The following is a 24,755-nucleotide window of genomic DNA, read 5'->3' as shown; positions in this document are numbered from 1 at the left end:
TAACTACCCTGCCGCCGTGGCCGACTCCCCCGTCGTGGTGAACACGAAGGCGACGCTGCGCACATCCGTCCAGGCCCGGCGTGCTGTCCGCCCGGCCGGACAGCGGGCGGCCGCCGCCGACGCCCTCGCCGCGGCCCTCGTCGCGGCCCCTGCCGTGCAGGCCGCCGCCGTCCTCGCCGGGTACGTGCCGCTGGCCGAGGAGCCCGGCGCCGGGCGGCTGCCGGCGGCGCTGCCCGGCCGGGTGCTGCTGCCCGTGGTGCCCGGGCAGGGCCGGGAGCTGTCCTGGGCGGTGGCCGGGGGCGAGCTGGTCCCCGGCCGCTTCGGGCTGCAGGAACCCACCGGTCCCCGGCTGCCGGCCGGCGCGCTCGCCGAGGCCGACGTCGTCGTCGTCCCGGCGCTCGCGGTCGCCGCCGACGGCGCCCGGCTGGGCCGCGGCGGCGGGTACTACGACCGGGCCCTGCGGCACGCGCGACCCGACGCCGTCCTGGTGGCGCTGGTGTTCGACGAGGAACTGGTCGCCGAGCTGCCGGTCGGGGAGCACGACCGCCGGGTCGACGCCGTCGTCACGCCCTCCGGGGGCTGGCTGAGCCTGGGCTGAGTGCTCCTGGCGATCATGAGAGGGTGACCCACGTCTCCGGGCGACAGCCGTCCGCAGCGCCGTCGCCGTAGGAGCTCCGTGTCCGCCGAGATCATCTCCATCCTCGCCCTCGTGGCGATCTTCGCGATCGCCACCGTGCTGCCGATCAACATGGGCGCCCTGGCGTTCGTGGCGGCCTTCCTGGTCGGCACGCTCGCCGTCGGGATGACGACCGCCGACATCCTCGACGGCTTCCCGGCCGGGCTGGTGCTGACGCTGATCGGCGTCACCTACCTCTTCGCCATCGCGCAGAACAACGGCACCGTCGACCTGCTGGTGCGCGGTGCGGTGAAGCTGGTGGCCGGCCGGGTGGCCCTGATCCCCTGGATCATGTTCGCCGTCACCGCGGTGCTCACCGCGATCGGCGCCCTGTCCCCCGCCGCGGTCGCGATCGTCGCGCCGATCGCGCTGGGCTTCGCCGCGAAGTACCGGATCAACCCGCTCCTGATGGGCATGATGGTCGTCCACGGCGCCCAGGGCGGTGGCTTCTCCCCGATCAGCGTCTACGGCGTCACGGTGAACAAGGTCGTCGCCGACAACGGCCTGCCCGGCAGCCCGCTGACGGTCTTCCTCGCCAGCCTGGTCTTCAACATCGCCATCGCCGTCGTGCTGTTCCTGGTCTTCGGGGGCCGGGAGCTGCTGAGCCGCCGGGTCGGCGAGGAGGAGGTCGCCACCGAGCGCGAGCTGGCCACCGCCGGTGGCGCGGGGCAGGTCGTCAAGGGCCACGGGGTGCGCACCACCGGCGACGCCGACGACGAGCCGTCCACCGGGCGGATCACCGCCGAGCAGGCGCTCACGCTGGTCGGGCTGGTGACGCTGGCGGTGCTGGCCCTGGCCTTCGACCTCGACATCGGCTTCGTCTCGATCACCATCGCCACCGTGCTGGCGCTGTTCTCCGCCGCCCGGCACAAGGGCGCGGTCATGCAGATCAGCTGGTCGACCGTGCTGCTCATCGCCGGGGTGCTGACCTTCGTCTACGTGCTGCAGGAGGCCGGCACGATCGAGTACGTCGGTGAGTCCGTCACGAAGCTGGGCAGCCCGCTGCTGGTGGCCCTGCTGCTGGCCTACATCGGCGCGGTCGTCTCGGCCTTCGCCTCCTCCACCGCGATCCTCGGCGTGGCCATCTCGCTGGCCGTGCCGTTCCTGCTCGACGGGTCGATCGGTGCCGTCGGGGTGGTGGCCGCCCTGGCCGTGGCCGCCACGATCGTCGACGTCAGCCCGTTCTCCACCAACGGCGCGCTGGTGCTGGCCAACGCCCAGGACATCGACCGCGACCGGTTCTACAAGCAGATGCTGGGCTACTCGGGTGCCGTGGTGGTCATCGGACCGCTCGTGGCCTGGTTGGTCTTCGTCGTCCCCGGCTGGCTGTAGGAGGCTCCCGTGACCGGACAACTGGACGGCGTGCTCGTCGTCGACCTGACCCGGGCCCTCGCCGGCCCGCACGCCGGGATGATGCTCGGCGACCTGGGCGCCCGCGTGATCAAGGTGGAGAGCCCCGGCGCCGGCGACGACAGCCGCGGCTGGGGCCCGCCGTTCGTCGAGACGGGGTCCGGCCGGGAGTCGACGTACTTCTTCTCGGCCAACCGCAACAAGGAGTCGATCACCCTCGACCTCAAGGACGACGCCGACAAGGCGGTCCTGACCGAGCTGGTGCGCCGGGCCGACGTGCTGCTGGAGAACTTCCGCCCCGGCACGCTGGACCGACTCGGCTTCGGCACCGACGTGCTCGCCGAGCTCAACCCGCGGCTGGTGCAGCTGTCGATCTCGGGCTTCGGCCACGACGGCCCCGAGGGGCAGCGGGCCGGCTACGACCAGATCGCCCAGGGCGAGGCCGGGCTGATGTCGCTGACCGGCTCGGGGCCCGAGGACCCGCAGAAGGTCGGCGTCCCGATCGGCGACCTGCTGGCCGGCATGTACGGCGCCTACGGGGTGCTCGCCGCGCTGCTGGAGCGCGAGCGCACCGGCCGCGGCCAGGTCGTGCGCACCTCGCTGCTGGCCGCCGTCGTCGGCGTGCACGCCTTTCAGGGCACGGCGTACACCGTGGCCGGCAAGGTCAACCGCGGGCAGGGCAACCACCACCCCTCGATCGCCCCGTACGGGCTGTTCCGCTGCGCGGAGGGGAGCGTGCAGCTGTCCTGCGGCAGCGAGGGACTCTGGAAGCGGCTGTGCACCGAGTTCGGGCTGGACCCGGCGGCCGAGGGCATGGCCACCAACGGCGAGCGGGTCGAGCACCGCGACGAGGTCATCGAGCTGCTGGAGCGCACGTTCGCCGACATCCCGGCCCCCGAGCTGCTGGCCCGGCTCGACGCCGCGGGCGTGCCGGCCGGCAAGGTGCGCACCCTCGACGAGGTCTACGCCTGGGAGCAGACGCTGTCCCAGGGCCTGGCGATCAGCGTCGACCACCCGACCGCCGGGCAGCTCACGCTGCCCGGGCCGCCGCTGCGCTTCTTCGCCCCCAGCCCGGACGGCGAGGTCGAGACCACCCGCCGCGAGCACACTCCCCCGCCGGTCCTGGGCGCTGACGGTGACGCGCTGCGGGCGTGGCTGTCGCACCCGGACGGCGTCCCCCAGCCCGAGGGCGAGGGCGGCGACGTCGAGGACGGGCACGCCACGTGAACACGTCCCGGCTGGACGCCCGGTCGCTGCGGGACCTGGTGCTGGACGAGGGGTCCTGGCGGTCCTGGGACACCCCGGTGCCGCCGCGCGAGGTCGACGACGCCTACGCCGCCGAGCTGGCGCGGGCGGCGGAGAAGACGCAGCAGGACGAGGCGGTCGTCACCGGTGAGGCGACGCTGCGCGGACGCCGGGTCGCACTCGTCGCCGGTGAGTTCGGCTTCCTGGCCGGCTCCATCGGGACCGCGACCGCCGAGCGGCTGATGGCGGCGATCGAGCGGGCCACCGCCGAGGGGCTGCCGCTGCTGGCCGCCCCGGTCTCCGGCGGCACCCGCATGCAGGAGGGCACGGTCGCCTTCCTGCAGATGGTCGGCATCACCGCCGCCATCGCCCGGCACAAGGAGGCGGGGCTGCCCTACCTCGTCTACCTGCGCGGCCCGACGTTCGGCGGTGTGCTGGCCTCCTGGGGGTCGCTGGGCCACGTGACCATCGCCGAGCCCGGTGCCGCCATCGGCTTCCTGGGCCCGCGGGTCTACGCCGCCCTCTACGGCGAGCCGTTCCCGGAGGGCGTGCAGACCTCGGAGAACCTGGCCGCCCACGGGCTCATCGACGGCGTCGTCCCGCACGCGGAGATCGCCGACGTCGCCGACCGGGCGCTGCGGGTGCTGTCGGCCCGGGCGACCTGGCACCGGGACGCCCCGGTCGCCGCCCCCGACCCCGACGACGGCACCGACGCCGACGACCCCGAGGACCACCGCAGCGCCTGGGACGTCGTCACCGCCTCCCGCCGTCCCGACCGCCCCGGGGTGCGCGAGCTGCTGCGCGCCGCGGCCACCGACGTCGTCCCGCTCAACGGCACCGGCGCCGGGGAGTCCGACCCCGGCCTGATGCTCGCGCTGGCCCGCTTCGGCGGCGCCCCGTGCGTGGTGCTCGGCCAGGACCGCCGCGACCAGTCCCCCACCGCCCCGCTGGGCCCGGGCGCGCTGCGCGAGGCCCGCCGCGGGATGCGGCTGGCCGCGGAGCTGCGGCTGCCGCTGCTCACCCTGATCGACACCCCCGGTGCCGCGCTGTCGGTGGCCGCCGAGGAGGGCGGGCTGGCCGGGGAGATCGCCCGCTGCCTGTCCGACCTGGTCACGCTGCCCGCGCCCACGCTGGCCGTGCTGCTCGGGCAGGGCACCGGTGGCGGCGCGCTGGCACTGGTGCCGGCCGACCGGGTGCTGGCCGCGGCCAACGGCTGGCTGGGCCCACTGCCACCCGAGGGCGCCTCGGCGATCGTGCACCGCACCGTCGACCGGGCCGACGAGATGGCGGCCGCCCAGGGCGTGCGGGCGACCGACCTGTGGCGGGCCGGGATCGTCGACCGCGTCGTGCCCGAGCGGCCCGACGCCGCCGACGAGCCGGTGGAGTTCTGCCAACGGCTGGGGCGGGTCCTCGCCCAGGAGCTGGCCGGGCTGCTGGGCCGCGACGACGTCGAGCGGATGCGCAGCCGCACCCGCCGCTGGCGCCACCTCGGCACCTGACGTCCCGCGCCGTCCTCCGGCGTCACCGCCGTGTGGACGTGGCCCGTCGTCCGTCCGGAGTCGGTCGGTGGTCGTGACGTGGATCAGGTGACCTGATCCACGTCTGTCCTCCCGCACCAGCGTTGGTGAGGGAGGACAGCCATTGGTGCAGTAGGACGGCGCGTCGTACCCACGGGCCAGGATCACCGCGTGGACTCCCGCCCGATCCGCCGTGTCCGCCCCGACCCGGGTGCCCTGCCGACGGACCCCCAGCGTCGGAGCTGGCCGCTGACCGTGCCGGCGGTGGCTCAACTGGTCGACGAGGGCCTCGAGCTCCCGGCCGGGGCGCTCGTCCTGGTCGGGGAGAACGGCTCGGGCAAGTCGACGGTGATGGAGTTGCTCGCGGTCACGCTCGGCCTCAACCCGGAGGGCGGGTCGCGGAACACCCGGATGAGCACGCGCCCCAGCGAGCCGGAGTCCCTCGGTCTGATCGTCGAGCGCAGCCCTGGGGCGTCCCGCTGGGGGTACTTCCTCCGCGACGAGACGCTGCACGGGCTGTACAGCCACCTGGAGTCCGTCGGCGGCGAGCCGACCTCCTTCCACGAGCTCTCCCACGGCGAGGCGTTCCTCGAGGTGCTCACCAGCCGGGCGGCCGGGCGGGGCACCTACCTGCTCGACGAGCCCGACGCGGCGCTGTCCTTCGGCGGCAGCCTGGCGCTGGTGTCCCACCTGCTCGCCCTGGTCGACCGCGGCGCCCAGGTGGTCGTCGCCACCCACTCCCCCGTGGTGGCGGCGCTGCCCGGCGCGACGCTGCTGGAGGTCGGTGAGTGGGGGCTGCGCCCGACGACGTGGGAGGAGCTGGAGCTCACCCGCAGCTGGCGGCAGTTCCTGGGCGCCCCGGGCTCGTTCCTCCGTCACCTGGGGTGAACTCGGTGGCCCGCAACGGGGTTGCTCGGCGCAGCGAGCGGGCACGGCTGTCGGGGAGCCGGGGAGACCGTCCGGCCACTGCAGCGGCCCTCCGGGCCGAGCCCCACGAGGAGATCTCATGTCGAACGACCAGCACACCGTCCTCCGCTCGATGCACGACCTGGGCCTGGCTGCCTGGTTCGGCGGCAACCTGATGGGCGCGGTCGGTCTGAACAAGGCCGCCGCCGCCGCGAAGGACAGCACCGAGCGCACCCGGCTGTCCTCGATCGGCTGGGGCGCCTGGGGTCCCGTCCAGGCCGCGGCCATCGGCGCCCACCTCATCGGTTCGGTCGGCATGCTGCGCGCCGACCGTGGCCGGGTGGCCACCGAGTCCGGCGCGACGCTGAACACCGTGGTCAAGAGCGTGCTCACCGTCTCCGCCATCGTCACCACCGCCACCAGCGGCGCGTTCGGCGCGAAGATCGGCGCCAAGTCGGTCAGCGGCGGCGTGCCCAGCGCGACCGCCACCGAGCCCTCCGCCGGCACCCCGGCCGACGTCGCCGACGCGCAGAAGGCGCAGAAGCCGCTGCAGTGGGTCAACCCCGCGCTGACCGCGGTGCTGATCGTGCTCGCCGCCCAGCAGGGCGAGCAGCAGCGCACCGCCTCCACCGTCCGGGGCGCCTTCGGTGCCGGCCTCACCAGCCTGAAGGCCGCCGTCCTCAAGGCCGCGTAGTCCACGGCCTCCGTCGTCCCGCGCCCCCACGGGCGCGGGACGACGGGTTCAGGCAGCGACCTGCTCGACGGTCGGGAGACCCCAGGCCGCGGCCAGCAGCTCCAGGCTGCGCACTCGCTCGGCCACCCCGTGGGTGGACGCGGTGACCATCAGCTCGTCGGCCCCGGTCTCGGCGGCCAGCGCGCGCAGTTCGGCCACGACCCGCTCCGGTCCACCGAGGACGGCGTTGCTCGGCATGTTCTCCGCGGCGGCCCGCTCGGGGTGCACCGCCGCCTCCTTCAGGCTCGGCACCGGGCGCAGCCGGCCGGTCCGGATCGACAGCCGCATCAGCTGACCGGGCAGCGCCAGCCGGGCGGCCTCGGCGTCCGTGTCGGCGACCAGTGCGTTCGCGGTGACCACCGCGTAGGGCTGCGCCAGGTGGTCCGAGGGCACGAAGGCGTCCCGGTAGACCTCCAGCGCGGCCACGGTGTGCGGGCTGCCGAAGTGGTGGGCGAAGGTGAACGGCAGCCCGAGCTGACCGGCCAGCTGGGCGGAGAAGCTGCTGGAGCCCAGCAGCACGACCCGCGGCGCGGTGGCCGCAGCCGGGGTGGCGCTGAACCGTTCGGCCAGGCCGCCTTCGACCCGGGCGTCACCGAACAGCCCGAGCAGGTCGAGCACGTTCTGCGGGAAGTCCTCGGCCGACAGCGCCTTCGGGTCCCGGCGGAGCGCGAGCGCGGTGTGCTGGTCGGTGCCCGGCGCACGCCCGATGCCCAGGTCGATCCGGCCCGGGTGCAGCGCCTCGAGCAGCGCGAACTGCTCGGCGACCACGAGCGGGGCGTGGTTGGGCAGCATCACCCCGCCCGAGCCGACGACGATGCGCTCGGTCACCGCGGCCAGGTGCGCGATCAGCACCGGCGGGTTGGTGCTGGCCACCGCCGGCATGTTGTGGTGCTCGGCGACCCACAGCCGGCGGTAGCCCAGCCGGTCGGCGGCCCGGGCCACGGCCGTGGTGTTGGCCAGCGCGTCGGCGGTGGTCTGCCCGGTGCCGACCGTGGCCAGCTCGAGGACGGACAGGGGCAGCGGGGTCTCGGACATCACCGGCGGCAACGCCGCCCCGTCCGGGACGCTTCCCGGCCGGTCAGCCGGCCTCGGGCACCCGCAGCGTCGCGTCGGGGTCCAGCCGCTCCAGGACGGCGGTGAGCGCGACCTCCAGCAGCTCGGTCTGCTCGGGGGTGAGCGCGGCGAACAGGCCCTCGCGCACCGCGGTGACGTGCCCGGGCGCCACCCGGGACACGACGTCCTGGCCGGCGTCGGTGAGGACGGCGAGGTTGCCGCGCCGGTCCTCGGTCGCCTTCTCCCGGCGCACCCAGCCGCGCTCCTCCAGCCGGGCTACGGTGTGCGAGAGCCGGCTCTGCGACTGGTTGGCCACCCGCGCCAGGTCGCTCATCCGGCGGCTGCGGTCGGGGGCCTCGGACAGCATCGCCAGCACCACGTAGGCCGGGTGGGTCAGACCGGCGTCACGCTGGAGCTGGGCGTCGAGCGCGCGCGGCAGCAGCTCCGTCACGGCCAGCCAGGCCCGCCAGGTGCGCTGCTGCTGCTCGTCGAGCCACTGCTGGACCACGCCGGAACCGTACCGCCGCGTCCGAGACACCACGTGCGAACGGGGACTCGCGCGCCCGACGCGATCGGCGGGCGTCACGATCGCGGTGGTCCTGCCGAGGCTGGGTCAGACGCCAGACGTCGGTGAGTGGGGCTCTGCACGCGCAGCGGCAGTCGCACCTGACGGCGCCATCGCGGGGGTGGGCGACCCGTGCGGCCACGAGTGTGACGCCTGGTCGTTGCGCCACTCGCCGGCGGGGGCGGCCGTGAGCACCGTGCGCGTGAGGCCCGGTGCCGGCGCAGCCGTGACAGCGTGCCCGGCAGGTCCTGGGTGTCGTCCGCCTCGGATGACACAGCAGCTCGAGACCGTGGGGCCATGGACTGCGCCGGACAGGTCCTCCGCGGTCGGCACCGTGACTCAACCGGGCGTGGGGGTGGTCGTGCCCGGACGCTCTGCCAGGGCGCGCACTGCCCGTTCGATGGCGGGGCGTATGTCGAGTCCTGGGTCGACGGTGAGCCGGTGCAGCAGGAGGCCGTCAGCGAGGGCCATCAAGGCCCGGGTGGCCGGTACGGGGTCAGCCACACCGACGGCGACCACGATCTGCTCGGTCCACCGCTCGAACTCGCGACGTTGCCTCCGCAGCGGCTCGCTGAGCTCAGGGTCATCAGCGAGCTCGAGGAAGAGTGCATAGCGCGCGCGGGTGCGCGCGGCGAACGGCCCGGACTGGATCTCCGCCATGGCGGAGAGCCTCTCGATCAGCCCGCCGACGTCCCGGATCGACGGCATCGCGCTCGCGTCGAAGTCGGCGCGCTCGCGCTCGGCGATCCAGTCGACGACGCCCCCGAGCAGCGCCCGCCGGGTGCGGTACCAGTTCGAGGTCGACCCGGCCGGGAGGCCCGCTCGTCGATCGACCCGAGCATGACTCAGAGCGCGCACGCCCTCTGCGCCCAGCAACTCCACGGCCGCCTCGAGCGCGCGTTCGCGGGTGGTTGCGGGCATGGACACCTCCTCACTGCACGGCTTACTATGAACGTAGTACGATCTTCTGCGCGAAAGAGGTCGACATGGCCACGACCGAGTCTCGTGTCACACGCCCTGACGACGCGTCGACCTGGTCGCCGCCGCTGCCAGAGGCCTCCGGTTTCGACCACCTCGTCGTCGAGGCGCCCGGCCTCCGTACTCACCTCGCCGTCATCGGCGCGGGCGAACCCGTCGTGCTGCTGCACGGTTTCCCGCAGCACTGGTGGCAGTGGCGTGCAGTGGCTCCGGCCATGGCCGAGAGCGGCTACCGCGTCTTCTGTCCCGATCTGCGCGGGGCCGGCTGGACCGTGGCCGACGATCCACGGGTGGGACGCGAGACCCGTCTACGCGATCTGCTCACCCTCTTCGACGTCCTCCGCATCGAGCGCGCCCACCTGGTCTCGCACGATCTGGGTGCCCTCACTGCGATGCAGTTGACGTACGACCACCCAGAGAGGGTGCGGACGGCGGTGCAGCTCTCCGTCCCGCCGGCCTTCATGACGGTGAGCCCCAGGGTCGTGCCGGGCTTCCGGCACCTCCCCTCGTTCATCTGGCACCGCCCTGGCGCCCCACTGAACGGCATCTTCTCCGAGAGGTACGTCGCGCGCCCGATGGCGCAGGCGACCATCGACGCCCACCTCGTCCCGATGCGCCGTCCAGACATCGACGCCGCGGTCCGCACCCTCACCCGTGGCGTCGTCGTGCCCGAGGGCATGCGCATGGCCCGCGGGGTCTACCGCCACCGCCGGCTCACGGTGCCCACCCTGTTCGCCTTCGGTCGCCTGGACCGTTACTGGAACGAGGACGTCATGGGACGCATCTGCCGGCACCCGGAGCGGTACGCCGATCGGGTCGAGTTCGCCTACGTCGAGGACGCTGCGCACTTCGTCACCGATGACGCCCCTGCTGCCGTCGCCGACCTCACGCTCGACTGGTTCCGCCGAGCGGCTTGACGACGTGGGACGCCTCACGCGTCCCCGGGTGCTGCAGCCTCTTCGTCCAGGTGGCCGCGCCCTGTCCCGAGCGGACGACCCGGTCCGCGGCCATCCGCGCTCCACGACCGGGTGTCGTGAGTTCCCCGAGCCCGCACTCGGACGTGCCCAGCGATCGCCGTCCCGCTCGCAGCGCGCGCCGAGGTGACGTTCGTCGACATGCGTGGACGGCAGGTGGACCGACAGCGCATGATTGGCAGTCGCCGGAGCAGAGTGCCAGCTCCGGTCCGGATCGGATCGAGGAGCTCGCAGCACCGTGCCCACGTACCAGTACGTCTGCTCCAACCCCGAGGGCAAGCACGAGTTCGAGGTCGTGCAGTCGTTCACCGACCCCGCGGTGGCCACCTGCCCGCAGGACGGCTCGGCCGTGCGCAAGGTCTACGGCTCGGTCGGTGTCGTGTTCAAGGGCTCGGGCTTCTACCGCACCGACAGCCGCAAGGCCGAGAGCGCCACCAGCGCATCGGCCCCGGCCAAGGAGTCGACCGCGAAGAAGGAGTCCTCGGGCAGCGCCGGCAAGGAGTCCAGCTCCCCGGCCCCCGCGGCGAAGCCCTCCACCTCCAGCAGCGGCAGCACCGCCGGCTGAACCACGGACGACGGCGGCGCGCTGCCGCCCGTCCACACCGGGACCCGCGGTCCACAGCCCGCGGCGGAGCGCGCCGGTCGCCCGCTCCGCCGCGGAGCATGACCGCGTGCCGCTCCCACGACTGCGCCGTCCCCGCTCGCCGGTGCACCTGCTCCGGCAGGTCGCCGCTGCCGCCCTCGCCTGCCTGGCCCTCGTGCTGGCGCTGCGGCCACCCCCGCCCGGCGCCGCCCCGGTCGCCACGACCGTCCCGGTGGTCGTGGCCGCAGCCGACCTGCCCGGTGACCGACGTGCCGCAGCTGACCGGCGCGGTGCTGGCCTCGCCGGTGCGCTCCGGCGAGCCGGTCACCGACGTGCGCGTCGTCGGCGCGGGGCTGTGGTCGGCGGTGCCGGCCGGTCAGGTCGCGGCCCCGGTGCGGCTGGCCGACCTCGCGGTGTCGACCCTGCTGCGGGCCGGGGACCGGGTCGACGTGCTCGCCACCGGCGACGTCGCCGCGGGAGGCGCCGGCCCCGCCGTGCAGGTGGTCGCCACCGGCGCCCTGGTGCTCACCGCGCCGGCCGCCACCGGCGGGGACGGCCCGGCGGGAGGTGCGCCCGAGCCCGACGGGCTGCTGGTGCTCGCCGTGCCCCCGGACACGGCCGGCCGGCTGGCGGCTGCGTCCGCCTCGGCCACGCTCACCGTTACCCTCGGCCGGCCGTGACCCCCGGGCAGGCCGCCCGGCACGACACGAGAGGTGCAGACGTGCTCAAGGGCTTCAAGGACTTCCTGCTGCGCGGGAACGTCGTCGACCTGGCGGTGGCGGTGGTCATCGGTGCCGCGTTCACCGCGGTGGTCACCTCGTTCACCACGTCGTTCCTGCAGCCGCTGATCGGGCTGGTCGGCGGCGGCGGCGCCACGGGCGGCACCTTCGTCGTCAACGAGCAGGTCTTCACCTGGGGCGCGTTCGTCAACCAGGTCATCACCTTCGTGCTGACCGCCGCGGTCATCTACGTCGTGGTGGTCGTGCCGATGAAGGTCGTCGTCGAGCGGCGCCGGCGCGGCGAGGAGGCCGGCCCGGTCGCCCCGACCCAGGTCGAGCTGCTGGCCGAGATCCGCGACCTCCTCCGCGCCCAGCAGGGCCTCGACCAGGTGCCCGGCGAGGACGGCGGCCGGCACGCCCACACCGGGGAGTTCCCCCGCCCGTAGCCGCACCTCTCCAGCACGTCCCGGCCCGGCCCCCGTCCAGCGGCTCGTCCCGAGCTCGCGAGGGATGAGGGGGACGGGGGTCCTCCCTCAGTCGCTGCCCCAGTGCGGCGGGCGGTCCTCCAGGTAGCGGCGGTCGTCGTCGTCGGGGTCGGTGAGCCGCTCACCCCAGCCGACGTCGCTGTCGTCCGGTGCGCGGACGGGGCGTCGGGCGGCGTCGTCGGCGGGCTGCTGTGGTGCGGACACGTCCCCGAGCCTAGGCCGGGACCGGGTCAGTCCAGCGGCTGACCGAGGCCCTCGAGCACCTCGGCACCGGGCAGCGCGGCGAGCACCGAGCCGGGCACCGCGAGCTTGCTGCCGCGGGTGCCCGAGCCGACCACCAGCAGCTCGCTCGCGGCCACCGCGGCGTCGACCAGCACCGGCCAGGACGCCGGCAGCCCGACCGGGGTGATGCCCCCGTAGGCCATCCCGCTCTCGGCGACCGCGACGTCCTGCGGTGCGAAGGAGGCCTTGCGGGCGCCCAGGTGCCGGCGCACCAGGCCGTTGACGTCGGCGCGGGTGGTGGCCAGGACCAGGCACGCGGCCAGCGTCGTCTCCCCGCCCCGGCGCGCGGCCACCACCACGCAGTTGGCCGAGGCGGTCAGCGGCACCTCGTAGGTCTCGGTGAACGCAGCGGTGTCGGCAGCCGTGTCGTCGATCTCGGCCACCCACGCCGGGCCGGACAGCCCGGCGACGGCCGCCGCGACCGGGTCGCCCAGCAGGTGCCGGTGCTCGTGCGCCGGCAGCCAGGTGAGCGTGCCGAGCTGGGGTGCGGGGTCCGGTGCGGCCATGCGCTGATCGTGCGACACGTGCGCGCCTGGCCCTCGCCCGGGGTCGCCCTCCGCTGTCGCGGCCACCCGGTCGCCGGAGAAGATGGCCCCATGATCGGTCAGCTGCACTCCATCGTCATCGACGCCCCCGACGCCCACGCCCTGGCGTGCTTCTACGCCGAGGTGCTCGGGATGGAGGTGAAGGGCTCCCCCGGCGACGACTGGGTGGTCGTCACCGGCGCCGGCTACCGGATCGCCTTCCAGCAGGCACCGGACCTGCAGGTGCCCGAGTGGCCCGACCCCGACCACCCGCAGCAGTTCCACCTCGACATCCGGGTGGCCGACGTCGAGGAGGCGGAGCCGAAGGCGCTCGCCCTGGGCGCGCGCCGCCTGCCCGGCGGTGGCGGCGACTTCCGGGTCTACGCCGACCCCGTCGGGCACCCCTTCTGCTTTGTCTGGGACGCCGTGTGACCGAGCGGGCGGTCGCTGCGGCCGTCGCGGTCGCCCGGGCCCACGGGCTCACCGTCACCGACCCGGTGGTGCTCGCCGACGGCATCAACCTGGTGGTCCACCTGCGGCCGGCTCCCGTGGTGGCCCGGGTCGCCACGTACCTGCCACTGGTGCGCCCCGACCCGGCCCGCGCCCAGCGCCGCGACCTGCTGCTGGCCGCGGCGCTGTCCTCGGCCGGTGCCCCGGTGCTGCGGCCCACCGACCTGCTGCCGCCGGGCCCGCACACCGAGGGCGGGTCCAGCATCGCGTTCTGGCAGTGGGTCGAGGTGCTCCCCGAGCGCCCCACCGCCGAGGTCGCCGGGCGCACCCTGGCCGACCTGCTGACGGTGCTCGCCTCGGTCGACCCCGGCTGGTCCGGCGAGCCGCTGGACACCCCGCTCGAGGACCTGGCCGGCTTCGCGCGACACGGCGTCGGGCTGGGCGCCCCGGCCGACCTGGTGGCGCGGACCGCGGAGCTGACGGAGCGGCTGCGCCCGCTGCTGGGCGGCGATGTCCAGCCCCTGCACGGCGACGCCCACCCGGGCAACCTCCTCGCGACCCCGGCGGGCTGGGTCTGGGCCGACCTGGAGGACACCGCGCTGGGCCCGCGCGGCTGGGACGTCGCCTGCCTGCGCCACACGCAGCGGCTGGACGGCCAGGCCGCGGTCGACGCCATGCCCGACCCGATGACCGACGAGGAGCTCCGCCCCTTCCTCCTGCTGAGGCGACTGCACGCCACCGCCTGGTGGTTCCCGCACGCGGCGCGGGTGCCGGCGGACCTGCCCCTGGCCCGCGCCCGGCTCGCCGAGGCGGTCCGGGAGGTCGGCGCCGCGCTGGGTTGATGCGCACCACCGGACGTGAGTCCGTGCCGCGGCGCGGCCCCACGTCCGGTGACCGGGCTCGACCCGGATGGACGGACACCGGACGGCGGCCCGCCCTGGCGCCGGCCGGGGACGGCGCCAGGCCGGGGCGGCGCCGAGGAGGCGTCAGCGCAGACCGGGCGGGACGGCGTCCGGGTCGAGGGTCACCCGGAACAGCGCGCGCGGGTCCTGCAGCGTCGCCGGTGGCCGCGCCGCGGAGCGGGGCACGACCGCCTCGAACCGGGCCGGACGGCGGTGCGGCAGCAGCTCGCGGCCGTGGAAGGAGTAGTCGCCGACCACCCGGCCGAGCAGCAGCCCGGCGCCCACCTCGATCGGCAGGCCGACCAGGTCACCGGGCGCGACCTCGTCGAGGAAGGCGGTGAGCTGGCGCAGGTCCTTGGCCGGGCGCTTGCCGGACAGCTCCTTCGACAACGCCCGCAGCTCGGCCGGCGACTGCCCGGTGGCGTCGACGTCGATGCCGGACTGGGTGCCCAGCCCGACGATCCCGCCGAAGACCGCCGCGCCCAGCTCGTTGTGCGCCCGCGGCCGAACCACCCACACCGGAGTCCCCTCCGGTGCGGGGGCGGGCGGGACGTCGTCCGCACCGGGCCACTTGTAGGGCAGGTCGTCGGGGTCCTCGGGGAACCTCGACCGGTAGAACTCCGGGTCCTTGGCGACGAGGTTGGACCGGTGTGACAGGTGCAGCTCGGCGTCGCCCACCCAGCTGGGCAGCAGCCCCGCCTCCGCCGCCTCGGCCTGGGTCATGGCCGCGGCCTCGGGGGCGAACTCGGAGATCAGCGCCTCGGTCGAGTCGGCGAAACCGCGCTCCTTCCAGACCCGCACCATGGCCAGGGAGTAGACGACCAGGCCGGCGGTGTACCCGCGCCACATGATCACGACCGGGTGGTTGGCCCAGCCGTAGTCGGGGAGCTCCAGGGCACGCAGCACCTGGAGGCACTCCACGCGCTGCTTGCCGAGGCGGGGGTTGTCGAGGAGCCGGGCGGACTCGGTGAAGTCGGCGACCGGCAGGAAGGTCTGCATCGCCGGACCTCCTGCCCGGAGCGCGCCGCGATCAACCGCCCAGGCTCCCTCAGGGCCGTGTTCGCCGACACGGCCCTCAGGCGTCCAGCGCGTCCAGCTGCTCCAGCGCCGCTCCCCAGCGGGCCTGCCGCTCGGCGTCGTCCTGCTCCCACCAGGCGGTGCCGCGCTCGCCCAGCCCGGTCTTGGCCAGCTGCACCCGCGCCCGGGCCGCGGTCACGGCGGCATCGTCGCCCTTGGCGGCGCGCACGCCGGAGCGGCCCACGCCCAGGTGGTGCAGCAGGCGCGCCCGCACGTCCTCGGGCAGCGACGGGTCCGCCGTCCGCCAGCGCCGTCCGTCGACGACGATCCAGCGGCCGTCGGCGGTGTGCTCGACCTCCCGGGTCACGCGAGCCGGCCGGCCAGCTCGGGCAGCACGAGCCCCAGCGGGGCGTCGACCCGGACCGTGGCCTTCGCGTCCCCGCGGGTGGGTCCGGAGTTGACGATGGCGACCGGGATGCCGCGCTTGGCCGCGGCGATGACGAACCGGTAGCCGCTCATCACGGTCAACGACGACCCCAGCACCACCAGCGAGTCCGCCTCCGCCACCAGGTCGAAGCAGCGGTCGACCCGGTCCCGCGGCACCGTCTCGCCGAAGAAGACGACGTCGGGCTTGAGCGGGCCGCCACCGCAGGCCAGGCAGTCGACCATCACGAAGCCGTCGAGGGCCTCCTCGGGCAGCTCGACGTCGCCGTCGGGGTTGACCTCGTCGCCCACGTCGGGCCGGAAGCCGGGGTTCACCGCCCGCAGCCGGACGTCGAGGTCGGCGCGGGAGGCGACGTCGCCGCAGCCCAGGCAGACGGTGCGGTCCAGCCCGCCGTGCAGCTCCAGCACGTCACGGGCACCGCCGGCCTGGTGCAGCCCGTCGACGTTCTGGGTGATCACCTCGCCCACGCACCCGGCCTGCTGGAGCGCGGCCACGGCGCGGTGCCCGTCGTTGGGGCGGGCGTCGCCGATCTGCCGCCAGCCGACGAAGCTGCGCGCCCAGTAGCGGTGCCGGCCGCGCGGGTCGCGGGTGAAGGTCTGGTAGGTCATCGGGGTGTGCCGGCGCAGCGACCCGGTGGCGCCCCGGTAGTCGGGGATGCCGGAGTCGGTCGAGAGCCCCGCGCCGGAGAGCACCAGGGCCCCGCCGTCGGCGAGGAGGTCGGTGAGCTCGGCGACGCCGGCGAGCGTGGCGGGTGCGGTCACCCCTCCATGGTCCCTGCCCGGAGGCCGTCGTGCCTCAGCCTGCGGAGACCGCGTGCTCCAGCTTCTCCAGCAGTGCCTGGTGGATGCGGGACAGGCCCTTGGGCGCGAACGTGCGCTCGAAGAAGCCGCCGATGCCGGTCGCCCCGGTCCAGGTGGTGCGCGCCCGCACGGTGCTCACGCCGGCGTCGGCGGGGTGCACGGTCCAGGTGGTCACCATCGAGGAGTTGCTGTCGCTCTCCACGAGCGCGCCGTCGGGGCCGGCGGTGACGACGACGTCCTGCACGCGCACGCGCTTGGACGTCGCCTGCAGCTTCCAGTGCACGCGGGTGCCGGCGCCGGTGCCGCCCTCGGTCACCCGGTAATCGCTGTACTGCTCGGGCAGCACCGCGGGGCGGGTGGTGGTGTAGTCGGCGAGCGCGGCGCGGACGACGTCCGCCGGTGCCCGCACGACCCGTTCGGCTGTGGCGACGACCTGACCCATGCCCCCATCCTGCCCCCGCGGGCTCAGCCGGGCAGCAGGACCCCGGCCAGCAGCAGCGCCGTCGCCTCGTCGGCCGGGAGAACAGGTGGCCCTGTGACTCGCCCGTTCCGGTGCTCCCCGGACCGTCAGCTGCCGGCCAGCTCCAGCGCGGCCGGCAGCCAGAACTGCCCGGCCGGCGGGCCGCCGGCGCAGGTGCCGTCGGAGTCACCGGGCTGCTTGACCCACAGCAGGGCGTCCACCCGCTCCCGGTCGACGTCGGTCGTCGGCGCCTCGCCGAGCCGGCGGCCGGCGGGGTTGCACCAGGCGGTGTCGGCGCCGCCGTCCGACGGCGGCGGACCGGCGCCGTTGCGGCTGGTGTCCACGACGAAGTGAGCCGGGGGCGTGCCCGCCGGGGCGTCCTGCTCCAGCTGCCGGGACAGCTGCGTGCCGAACCGGACGCTGTCCTCGGTGGTCTGGAAGTTCGACACGTTGAGCGCGAAGCCGGCGGCGGCGTCGACCCCGCTGCTGCGCAGGGCCGCGGCCAGCACGGGCAGGTCGGTCACCCACCCGGGGTTGCCGGCGTCGAGGTAGGTGCGCACCTCCGGCTGGCGGCCGAGGATCTCCACCGCGCGGGCCAGCAGCTCGTAGCGCTGCTCGGGCTGCACGCCCTCACAGCCGACGACGGCGTGGGCGACGGCGTCGGGCTCGAGGACGACGACGGCCGGCCGGTCGCCGAGCGCGGCGGCGAGGCTGCCCACCCAGGTCAGGTAGGCGTCGGCGTCCGGGGCGCCGCCGGCGGAGTAGGAGCGGCAGTCGCGCACCGGCACGAAGTAGGCGACCACGACCGGGACCTGCCCGGCTGCGGCAGCCGCCTCCGAGAGCGCGGCCACCTCCGCGTACGGGTTGCCGGGATTGGCGAACCAGGTGGCGGTGGGCTGGTCGGCCAGGGGGGCGAGGGCGTCGGCCTCCGCGGGCCGACCCTGCTCACGGGCCTGCCGGGCGGCCACCGCGGCGTGCCCGTCCGGGTTGAGCCAGAGCTCGCCGGAGAGCCGGTCCTCGGTGCTGGTGGCAGCCGCCGCCGACGTCCCCGCTGCCGGGTCCGGTGCGCCGTCGGCGCCGCAGGCGGCCAGGGCGGCGACGGCCGCCGCGGCCAGGACGGCGGCCAGCGCGGGCCGCCGTCCGGTCCGGTGCGACGTCACTGGACGTGCACCCAGCGCGCCGGCGACGGGACCCCCTCGCCGTCCAGCACGACGAGCATGTACCAGCCGGAGGGGGTGAGCCCCTCCTCCACCGGCACGCTGAGGTCGTAGCCGGTGCCCCCGGCCTGCGCGGTGACGTCGAGGGCGACCGAGCGCTGCTCGGTGTCGGTCTGGTGGGTGACGGCGCTGGGCCGGAGCAGCCGGGCCTCGGCGACCTCGCCGGTGGCGGACACCGGGAAGGTGGTGCCCCGGGTGACCTCCTCCGGCGCGGCCGTGACCTCCGGCCGTGCCCCGGCGTACAGGTACGGCGGGGACCAGACCTCAATCCGGGTCTCGAACTGCCCCGGGATCGTGTCGTCGGCGTCGGCGAACAGCGGGTCCGACCCCATGGTCATGACCCGGCCGTCGGGGAGCAGCAGCGCCGTGGAGTGGTAGTTGCGGCCGACCTCGTTGGGCGCCATCTCGGTCAGCGCACCGGTCTCCGGGTCGAACGTGTTCGTCAGGTGCAGGTCGGTCTGGTGGTTGCCGCGGTAGCCCACGGAACCGCCGGTGAGCATCGTGGTGTCGTCGGGCAGGGTGACCGCGCTGATGTAGCGGGCCGCGCTCGGGTAGTCGGCGACCGGCCCGTACACCGGCTTCTCGGCGCTGAGGTCGACGACGTCGAACCGGGCGGTGGACTCCTCGCTGTCCCCGACCGCGCCGCCACCGACGATGCCGACCTTCTGCTCCTGCGCCGGGGCGAGCAGGAACGAGGTGCTGGTCTCGTTCATCTCCGGGTCGCGCAGGCCGGCGACGTCGGTCCAGCTGTTGTCGGCGAGGTCCCAGATGCCGGGCTGGCGGCCCTCGACGTCGGAGCCGTAGCCGGTGTTGGAGCCGCTGTAGAAGATCGAGTGTCCGTCGGCCAGCCGGAACAGCGCCGGGTAGGTCGGGAAGTACCGGTCCAGGCTGGGCTGGTCGTTCCACGACCGGCTGCCGGGCTCGTAGACCTCGTTGTCCCCGTCGATGATCTTGCCGTGCTCGTCCAGGCCGGAGACGGCCAGGACCCGGCCGCCCTCCAGGCCGATGAGCGTGGGGTACCAGCGCGAGGTGGTCAGCGGGTCGGTCGCCACGTACGTCTCGCTGGCGACGTCGAACTCGTAGGAGGCGTCCAGGCCGCCGTAGTTCTGCTTGTCCAGCGTGATGCTGTCGCCCTGGCCGTAGAGGTCGCGACTCCGCGCGGCGTCCAGCCCCTCGACCTGGAACTGCTGGCCACCGGTGACGACCGGTCCCGCACCGGCCTCCTCGGCCTGGATCCAGACGTCCTGCTGCCCGGCCATGTGCGTGCCGGCCATGTGGTGTGCCGCCGGCACGGCGACGTCCTCCGTGGAGACGTAGACGTTCCCGTTGGCCGTGAACCGGCTGCCCTTCGGCAGGGTGACGCCGCTGGTCACGCTCTCGTTCTTCACCGTGAGCACACCGGCGGCGTTGGTGACGTCACCGGCCAACACCTCGTACTTGCGGGTGCCGCCGGCGATGAGCAGGTTGCCGTTGGGCAGGAAGGCGTGCCCGGAGCAGAAGAGGTCCTCCGGGGTCGGGATCTCCTTGGTGTCGCCGGTGACCGGGTCCCACAGCACGGTCGAGAAGCTCCCGGCCTCGAAGTCGGCCGCGTCGTTGCCGGAACCGGCGACCAGCAGCACCTTGCCGGTGCGGAGCAGGGCGGCGTGCACCGCCTGCGCCCGGTACTGCTCGGGCAGCTCGATGGTCTCCCAGTGGCCGTGCGCGGCCTTGTACTCGGGCTGGCTGCGCTCGTAGGCGGTGTAGGCGCGGCCGGCCGCGCTGCTGACCACGGGGCCGTTGACCGCGACCAGGGCGACGACCGCACCACCGATCAGCGCGCCGTTGCGGACGCGGCGGAGGGTGCGGGGCTTGCGGCGGTTCATCGGGGGTCCTCTCGGGACACGGTGCCGGTGGAGACGAGCTCGGAGGAGCCGACGTCGGGCGGCAGCACCGCGACGACGTTGGGCTCGTGCACCTCGGGACGGCGGCGGAGCCGGTCGAGCAGCAGCCCGACGGCCCACATGACGGGCGGGATGAGGCAGACCGCGGCGCTGGCGAGCGCCCAGCTGCGGATGGCCACGTGCGAGTTCTGCAGCGGCACCGACAGCGCGAGGGCGACCAGCAGCACTGCCGCCCAACGCAGGTGCTTGGCGAAGGTGCTCAGCCGATCCGGGCTGGCCGCGCCCTTGGGGGTGACGGCGAAGGTGATGTCGCGGTTGCGCACGGCGGCCCACAGCGCGCTGACGTACATGGGCGTCGACATGACCGACAGGAACATCCCGCTGACGCCGGAGGAGCCCTCCTCCTCGTGCGGGCTGACGTTGTGCCTGCGGTTCCAGATGTAGATGCCGACCTGCATCACGGCGGCGTTGACGTAGAGCATCAGCCACAGCTGCGCGGCGACCAGGACACCGGCGACGCCGGTGAGCAGGTAGGCGGCCAGGTTGGTCACCCCCAGCACCCAGCTGATCGCCGCCGACGGGTAGTAGGACATCAGCAGGCCGTAGTGCAGCCGCCGCCGGAAGGACAGCTTGCCGGCGACCTTCCAGAACACGCGCAGCACGACCTCGTCGGTGCCGCGGGCCCAGCGACCCTGCTGGACCAGGAAGTCCCGCCAGGTGCTCGGGCCCTCGCCGACGGCCAGGACGTCGGGGGTGTAGACCGACTTCCAGATCGCGCCGGTCTCCGGGTTGCGGCTGGAGTGCCAGACGATGGACGTGGCGGCGTCCTCGGTGATGGAGTCCTGCAGCCCGCCGATGGCCTGGAGCGCGGAGATGCGCACGGCGTTGTTGGTGCCGACGAACATCGCGCTGGTCGACCGGTTCCCGGCCCGCTGCAGCACGCTGTGGAACAGGTACTGCTGGGACTCCGCGGCCCGGGTGATGAACTCCTCCGAGTTGCCGTAGACCTGCGGGCCGACCACGAACGCGACGTCGGGGTCGTGGAAGTAGCCCATCAGCCGCTCGGCGAAGTTGGGCAGTGGCACGTGGTCGCAGTCGACGGAGACCCAGAAGTCGTAGCCGTCGCCGTGGGCGTCCAACCAGGCGTTGTAGTTCCCGTGCTTGGTCTTGGCCTTGTTGCGGCCGGTGCTCTGGTTCCACTGCTCGATGCCGCGCCGGGTGAAGTGCCGGACCCCGAGCTCGGTGCACATGGCCCGCACGTCCGGGTCGTCACCCTCGTCGAGCAACCAGACGTCCAGCGTCCCCTCGTACCGCACCTGCAGCGCGGCCTCCATCGTCCGCCGGACCATCTCCAGCGGCTCCTTGCCCGGCACGATGGTGGTCAGGAAGGCGATCCGCTGGCCGGTGACCGGGGTCATCGGGATCGGGTCGCGGGCGTTGAGGGTGGCCGTGGCGAGGGTGAAGACGTTGAGCAGTCGCAGCGCCTCGATGATGCCCACGCTGGCGATGAGCCCCACCGCCAGCCAGGAGCGCCAGTCGCCGGCGAACTCCGGGTAGTGCGAGGGCTTGAGCAGCCAGACCAGGAAGAGCAGCTCGAAGACGAGGGCGGCGGCCACCAGGAGCCAGGCCCGGACGCGGGCCGCGCCGCGGGTGACGAGCTGGAACCTGACGCGGGAGTCGGACGGCGGCGCCTGCATCGGCCCGGCCAGCTCGCTGAACTCCTCGTAGGGGTAGTCGGGCCGCGGCTGGAGCGCGCGGTCGGTGAACAGGGAGGCGCCCATTCAGCAACCCCTCGGCTGCTGGCGCTCCGCCGACAGGCGGCGGAGGGACGTGGTCGGAGTCATGCGGAGAACCCATCGATCGACACCGGGACGCGCGCGCGTCAACCAGTGGGGTGGTGAGCAGGCCGCCGTCGAGGGGACGAGCGGACGGGCTCAGCAAGGGGGAGGGGGCGACACCCGACGCCTCGCTGCGTCCGACGTGCCGGGGACCAGCAGGGCTGGTCTCAGCAGTTCTGCACGTCTCTCCTGTTCCGGCCCTGGACGGGCTGGCCGGACGGCGGTCTCGCCACTCGCTCCCCGAACGGTCTGGCGACCGGGTTCTCCGTGCACCGCGAGGTGTCGGTGAGGACCATTCGGATCTCTGCGTCGTCGTGTCCACCCCGCGTTCACGAGGCGTTGCATCGAGGGTTACCGGCGACGATTACGTCGTAAACCGGCTGATGAGAGGGCTACGCCACAACTCCGGCGACCCGTGACGGCTAGTCGTGGCTCTGCGTGATGGACCGCATCACCCGCGTCATGAGGCCGACGTCCGCGTGCGGGATCGACCGCTCCGGACATCGACCGTCGCGGCCACACCGGGCCCCCTCCTGGGGGCGACCAGCGGCCCGCACAGGCGTGCGCGGAGCAGGATGGCGGCGGGCGGGCGACCCTGCCGCGCCGGCTCAGCGGTGAGCGGTTCCCGGCAGTGCCACCGCAGCCACCCGCTGCTCGATGTGGGCGCGGGTCGGGGCGTCGAAGGCCTCGGCGAACCGGGCGCGCGGGGCGTACTCCAGCGGCCCGAGGTTCGGGCCCTTCCAGACCTCGAAGTCCTTGATCAACCCGCGGGCGGCCTCGGCGCGGCCGGCCACCATCGCCGGGTCGTAGTCCAGCCCGACCGCCGCGCAGACCGACCGTAGGGTCGGCTCGGGGTGCTGGGCGAGGTCGGCGTAGCCGAGGAGGTGGTGGCCGGGGCGGCCACGGTGGGACTCGCTGATGGCCACGCACTCGCTCCACAGGTCCAGCGCCTGGTCGACGGTGTACGTGCTCCCCCAGCCGGCGGCGTTGGCGCACAGGCTGGTGACCACGTCGGCGCCGTCCCGCACGATGTGCACGAAGCGGGCACCGGGGACGAGGGCCTCGACGAGGTCGATGGCGTAGAGGTTGGCCGGGGTCTTCTCGACCCAGGCGGTGGCACCCGCGGCTGCGGTCACCGCGTCGGCGGTGGCCAGGAAGGTGTCGACGGCGGCGCCGACGGTGGGCTGCGGCGGCCAGTCGGTGTCGGGCCGGCCGAGGAAGCCGGCGACCTGCGGGAGGTCGGCGAGCAGGTCCGGGCCCACCGGGGCGGTCGCGGCGGCGGGCAGCCGGTAGAAGAAGTGCGTCTCCGGGAAGGAGTGGACGCACCCGTGCGCGGCGAGGAAGGACTGCAGGAGCGTCGTGCCCGAGCGCGGGCACCCGACCACGAAGACCCGCTGCGGGGCACCGGTGTCATTCGGCACCGGGGCAACCTAACCCCGGTCGGGGTCCGCGGCCCGTCGGTCCCCGACGGTCGCCCCGTGCGCGGGGCACAGGGCGACCGTCGGGGTCAGACGTCGGCCGGCGTGGCGGCGGGCGCGGGGACCGGAGCGGGGGTGCCGGTGAGGGCGTGGACGCCGCAGGTGCAGGCGGCGGGGTTGCGGGCCGACAGCACGAGGGAGACCGCGTGCGCCCGGTCGCGGGCACCGAGCTTGCGCAGGATGGCCTTGACGTGGGACTTCACGGTGTCCTCGGAGATGAACAGGTTCTTGCCGATCACCCGGTTGGACTGGCCCTGGATGAGCTCGTCGAGGACGTCGGACTCGCGGCGGGTCAGCGGCACCTCGAGGGTGAGCTCGCGGGAGACCGGCTCGGTGTGGCCCTCGCCGCGGCGGATCTGCGGGTCGACGACGGTGCGCCCGGCGCGGGCGGCCAGCACGGCCCAGCCCAGGAGCGTGGGCGAGGTGTTCATGAGCAGGTAGCCGCGGACGCCGGCGGCCAGCGCCTCGTTGACCACACCGGGGTCCTCGGAGGTGGCCAGCGCCACGATGGCGACCTGCGGGAAGCGGCGGCGCAGGTCGCGGCAGGCGTTGAGGGTGGCGGCCCGGCCGGTGCCCAGCTCGACGATCACGGCGTCGGGGTGGGCGGTCTCGGCCAGCGTCAGCCCCCGGCGGGGCTCCCCGGGGGTGCCGACCGCCTGCAGACCGGCGGTCTCGTTGACCATGCCGATCAGGCCGCGGCGCAGGACCGGAGCGTCGGCGAGGATGAGCACGCGGGTGACGCTGCGGCTGGCGCTGACCAGGGGGGTGGACACTGTGGGACTCCGCTCACGTTCGGTGACTGCTGACAACCAGTAGATCGACCGGGTGAACGGGGTCCTTGAGGACTTTTCTCAGGAACGGTCCAGGTCAGCTCAGGGTCGCGGGTCCGTACGGGTCCAGCGCCGCTGGTCACGGCGTGCTCCCAGGCCGGCCGCGCACCGGCGGCAGACGGCCTGCACGCCCTCCGCGTGCCGCCCGGACTCGGGCTGCACGTCGGCCCAGCTCACGTGCGGGAACCGGGTCAGCCCGGACCTGGACAGGGACAGCCCGCAGACCGTCTCGTTGTGCCCTTGCACCCAGCCGTGCACCTCACCGGCCGGGTAGCGGACGCCGTCGTCGGGGTCGACCCACTGGTCGGCGGACGCGACCGCCGAGCTGCGCAGTGCCATGGGGCGGCCGGTACCCGGGACCGGGCCGGTCACCCACCTCAGCGGCGGTAGCGCGCCGGGCGGCGGACGGTGTCCGGGCGGGCCCAGGCCGTGTCGCCCCAGGTGACGTCGGCGGGGTCCGGCACCGGCAGCGGGTCGCCGTGGGAGGTGACGTCGAGGCGGGCCAGCCGGCCGTCCTCGACGAAGAGCAGGACGCCGCCGGTGGGCCGGCCGTCGGGACCGTGCACCGTGCCCTCGACGGGCGCGGGGCCGGCGACCCCGGCGTTGGGGGCGGTGCCGGGGACGTGCAGGTCGATCGTGCCGCAGCCGCAGGTGCAGCCCGGGGTCGCCGTCGCGGTGTCCAGCTGGGCGCGGAGCACGCCGGCGCCGGTGAAGTCGTGGGCGAGCAGCGCGTCGAGCAGTGCGCGCTCGGTGCCGGTCAGGGGTCGGGGTGCCCGGTCGGCGGAGGGAGCTGCCATGCCCCCAGTGTCGTCGACGGCCCGGCCCCAGCGGGACCGGGCCGCCGACGG

The 24,755-nt window shown here is 74.5% G+C and carries 28 protein-coding genes; 12 read left to right on the top strand and 16 right to left on the bottom strand.

Annotation, left to right across the window (positions count from 1 at the left end; all coding sequences use genetic code 11):
* Window positions 1–16: 16 nt before the first annotated feature.
* From O2W14_RS15195 to O2W14_RS15170, 6 genes are all read left to right on the top strand, one after another.
* Window positions 17–598: a 5-formyltetrahydrofolate cyclo-ligase gene (locus O2W14_RS15195; protein WP_269176944.1), complete on the top strand. Its 582-nt coding sequence runs from the start codon at window positions 17–19 to the stop codon at window positions 596–598.
* 78 nt (window positions 599–676) lie between these two features.
* Complete coding sequence (locus tag O2W14_RS15190) at window positions 677–2,008, top strand: SLC13 family permease (protein WP_269176943.1); 1,332 nt, start codon at window positions 677–679, stop codon at window positions 2,006–2,008.
* 9 nt (window positions 2,009–2,017) lie between these two features.
* A complete protein-coding gene (locus tag O2W14_RS15185; protein WP_269176942.1) occupies window positions 2,018–3,253 on the top strand; it encodes a CaiB/BaiF CoA transferase family protein in 1,236 nt (411 codons plus the stop codon).
* Entirely contained in the window at window positions 3,250–4,770 is a 1,521-nt protein-coding gene (locus O2W14_RS15180; RefSeq protein WP_269176941.1) for a carboxyl transferase domain-containing protein, read from the top strand. The genes O2W14_RS15185 and O2W14_RS15180 overlap by 4 nt, the downstream gene beginning before the upstream one ends.
* Window positions 4,771–5,052: 282 nt before the next feature.
* Complete coding sequence (locus tag O2W14_RS15175) at window positions 5,053–5,676, top strand: AAA family ATPase (protein WP_269176940.1); 624 nt, start codon at window positions 5,053–5,055, stop codon at window positions 5,674–5,676.
* A 118-nt stretch (window positions 5,677–5,794) separates the two neighbouring features.
* The gene (locus tag O2W14_RS15170; protein WP_269176939.1) at window positions 5,795–6,388 is read left to right on the top strand and encodes a hypothetical protein; all 594 of its coding nucleotides are present in this window, start codon (window positions 5,795–5,797) and stop codon (window positions 6,386–6,388) included.
* 48 nt (window positions 6,389–6,436) lie between these two features.
* Here the strand turns inward: O2W14_RS15170 and O2W14_RS15165 are convergent, their stop codons facing one another.
* From O2W14_RS15165 to O2W14_RS15155, 3 genes are all read right to left on the bottom strand, one after another.
* Window positions 6,437–7,462, bottom strand: a complete 1,026-nt coding sequence (locus tag O2W14_RS15165; RefSeq protein WP_269176938.1) for an LLM class flavin-dependent oxidoreductase — start codon at window positions 7,460–7,462, stop codon at window positions 6,437–6,439.
* A gap of 43 nt (window positions 7,463–7,505) precedes the next feature.
* Window positions 7,506–7,988: a MarR family winged helix-turn-helix transcriptional regulator gene (locus O2W14_RS15160; protein WP_269176937.1), complete on the bottom strand. Its 483-nt coding sequence runs from the start codon at window positions 7,986–7,988 to the stop codon at window positions 7,506–7,508.
* A gap of 396 nt (window positions 7,989–8,384) precedes the next feature.
* Window positions 8,385–8,966, bottom strand: coding sequence for a TetR/AcrR family transcriptional regulator (locus tag O2W14_RS15155; protein WP_269176936.1), 582 nt, complete (start codon window positions 8,964–8,966; stop codon window positions 8,385–8,387).
* Window positions 8,967–9,031: 65 nt separating this feature from the next.
* Between O2W14_RS15155 and O2W14_RS15150 the strand changes: the two genes are divergently transcribed.
* The 4 genes from O2W14_RS15150 to mscL all read left to right on the top strand — a co-directional run bounded on the left by O2W14_RS15150 (window position 9,032) and on the right by mscL (window position 11,745).
* Window positions 9,032–9,940, top strand: coding sequence for an alpha/beta fold hydrolase (locus O2W14_RS15150; RefSeq protein WP_269176935.1), 909 nt, complete (start codon window positions 9,032–9,034; stop codon window positions 9,938–9,940).
* A 295-nt stretch (window positions 9,941–10,235) separates the two neighbouring features.
* Window positions 10,236–10,562, top strand: coding sequence for an FmdB family zinc ribbon protein (locus O2W14_RS15145; protein ID WP_269176934.1), 327 nt, complete (start codon window positions 10,236–10,238; stop codon window positions 10,560–10,562).
* A gap of 278 nt (window positions 10,563–10,840) precedes the next feature.
* The gene (locus O2W14_RS15140; protein WP_269176933.1) at window positions 10,841–11,260 is read left to right on the top strand and encodes an RcpC/CpaB family pilus assembly protein; all 420 of its coding nucleotides are present in this window, start codon (window positions 10,841–10,843) and stop codon (window positions 11,258–11,260) included.
* Window positions 11,257–11,745, top strand: a complete 489-nt coding sequence (gene mscL / locus O2W14_RS15135; protein ID WP_269176932.1) for a large conductance mechanosensitive channel protein MscL — start codon at window positions 11,257–11,259, stop codon at window positions 11,743–11,745. Before O2W14_RS15140 ends, mscL begins: the two co-directional genes overlap by 4 nt.
* Before the next feature lie 87 nt (window positions 11,746–11,832).
* Here mscL and O2W14_RS15130 read toward each other — a convergent pair whose 3' ends face one another.
* Complete coding sequence (locus O2W14_RS15130) at window positions 11,833–11,988, bottom strand: hypothetical protein (RefSeq protein WP_269176931.1); 156 nt, start codon at window positions 11,986–11,988, stop codon at window positions 11,833–11,835.
* Window positions 11,989–12,014: 26 nt separating this feature from the next.
* Window positions 12,015–12,572, bottom strand: coding sequence for a YbaK/EbsC family protein (locus O2W14_RS15125; RefSeq protein ID WP_269176930.1), 558 nt, complete (start codon window positions 12,570–12,572; stop codon window positions 12,015–12,017).
* Window positions 12,573–12,662: 90 nt separating this feature from the next.
* Between O2W14_RS15125 and O2W14_RS15120 the strand changes: the two genes are divergently transcribed.
* A complete protein-coding gene (locus O2W14_RS15120; RefSeq protein WP_269176929.1) occupies window positions 12,663–13,022 on the top strand; it encodes a VOC family protein in 360 nt (119 codons plus the stop codon).
* Window positions 13,019–13,882, top strand: a complete 864-nt coding sequence (locus O2W14_RS15115) for a phosphotransferase (protein WP_269176928.1) — start codon at window positions 13,019–13,021, stop codon at window positions 13,880–13,882. The genes O2W14_RS15120 and O2W14_RS15115 overlap by 4 nt, the downstream gene beginning before the upstream one ends.
* Before the next feature lie 144 nt (window positions 13,883–14,026).
* On the opposite strand, the gene O2W14_RS15110 is transcribed toward O2W14_RS15115, so the two are convergent.
* The 11 genes from O2W14_RS15110 to O2W14_RS15060 all read right to left on the bottom strand — a co-directional run bounded on the left by O2W14_RS15110 (window position 14,027) and on the right by O2W14_RS15060 (window position 24,704).
* Window positions 14,027–14,941 (bottom strand): MSMEG_6728 family protein, encoded by a 915-nt coding sequence (locus O2W14_RS15110; protein ID WP_269176927.1) that lies wholly within the window; start codon window positions 14,939–14,941, stop codon window positions 14,027–14,029.
* A gap of 76 nt (window positions 14,942–15,017) precedes the next feature.
* On the bottom strand, window positions 15,018–15,326 hold the full coding sequence (locus O2W14_RS15105; protein ID WP_269176926.1) for a biopolymer transporter Tol: 309 nt from the start codon (window positions 15,324–15,326) through the stop codon (window positions 15,018–15,020).
* Window positions 15,323–16,165: an NAD-dependent protein deacetylase gene (locus O2W14_RS15100; protein ID WP_269176925.1), complete on the bottom strand. Its 843-nt coding sequence runs from the start codon at window positions 16,163–16,165 to the stop codon at window positions 15,323–15,325. Before O2W14_RS15100 ends, O2W14_RS15105 begins: the two co-directional genes overlap by 4 nt.
* A 34-nt stretch (window positions 16,166–16,199) precedes the next feature.
* On the bottom strand, window positions 16,200–16,646 hold the full coding sequence (locus O2W14_RS15095) for an SRPBCC family protein (protein ID WP_269176924.1): 447 nt from the start codon (window positions 16,644–16,646) through the stop codon (window positions 16,200–16,202).
* 125 nt (window positions 16,647–16,771) lie between these two features.
* Entirely contained in the window at window positions 16,772–17,824 is a 1,053-nt protein-coding gene (locus tag O2W14_RS15090; protein ID WP_269176923.1) for a glycoside hydrolase family 6 protein, read from the bottom strand.
* On the bottom strand, window positions 17,821–19,743 hold the full coding sequence (locus tag O2W14_RS15085; RefSeq protein ID WP_269176922.1) for a galactose oxidase-like domain-containing protein: 1,923 nt from the start codon (window positions 19,741–19,743) through the stop codon (window positions 17,821–17,823). The genes O2W14_RS15090 and O2W14_RS15085 overlap by 4 nt, the downstream gene beginning before the upstream one ends.
* Complete coding sequence (locus tag O2W14_RS15080; protein WP_269176921.1) at window positions 19,740–21,542, bottom strand: glycosyltransferase family 2 protein; 1,803 nt, start codon at window positions 21,540–21,542, stop codon at window positions 19,740–19,742. The genes O2W14_RS15085 and O2W14_RS15080 overlap by 4 nt, the downstream gene beginning before the upstream one ends.
* A gap of 665 nt (window positions 21,543–22,207) precedes the next feature.
* On the bottom strand, window positions 22,208–23,020 hold the full coding sequence (locus tag O2W14_RS15075; protein WP_269176920.1) for a sulfotransferase family protein: 813 nt from the start codon (window positions 23,018–23,020) through the stop codon (window positions 22,208–22,210).
* 86 nt (window positions 23,021–23,106) lie between these two features.
* Window positions 23,107–23,850 (bottom strand): LuxR C-terminal-related transcriptional regulator, encoded by a 744-nt coding sequence (locus O2W14_RS15070; protein WP_269176919.1) that lies wholly within the window; start codon window positions 23,848–23,850, stop codon window positions 23,107–23,109.
* A gap of 99 nt (window positions 23,851–23,949) precedes the next feature.
* A complete protein-coding gene (locus O2W14_RS15065; protein ID WP_269176918.1) occupies window positions 23,950–24,246 on the bottom strand; it encodes a hypothetical protein in 297 nt (98 codons plus the stop codon).
* Window positions 24,247–24,284: 38 nt separating this feature from the next.
* Window positions 24,285–24,704 (bottom strand): hypothetical protein, encoded by a 420-nt coding sequence (locus O2W14_RS15060; RefSeq protein ID WP_269176917.1) that lies wholly within the window; start codon window positions 24,702–24,704, stop codon window positions 24,285–24,287.
* Window positions 24,705–24,755: the final 51 nt, after the last annotated feature.

The organism is Modestobacter sp. VKM Ac-2986 (genome assembly GCF_026967795.1).
Lineage (GTDB): Bacteria > Actinomycetota > Actinomycetes > Mycobacteriales > Geodermatophilaceae > Modestobacter.
Note: the sequence above shows the minus strand (reverse complement) of the source record. Positions and strands in the feature narration are given on the sequence as shown.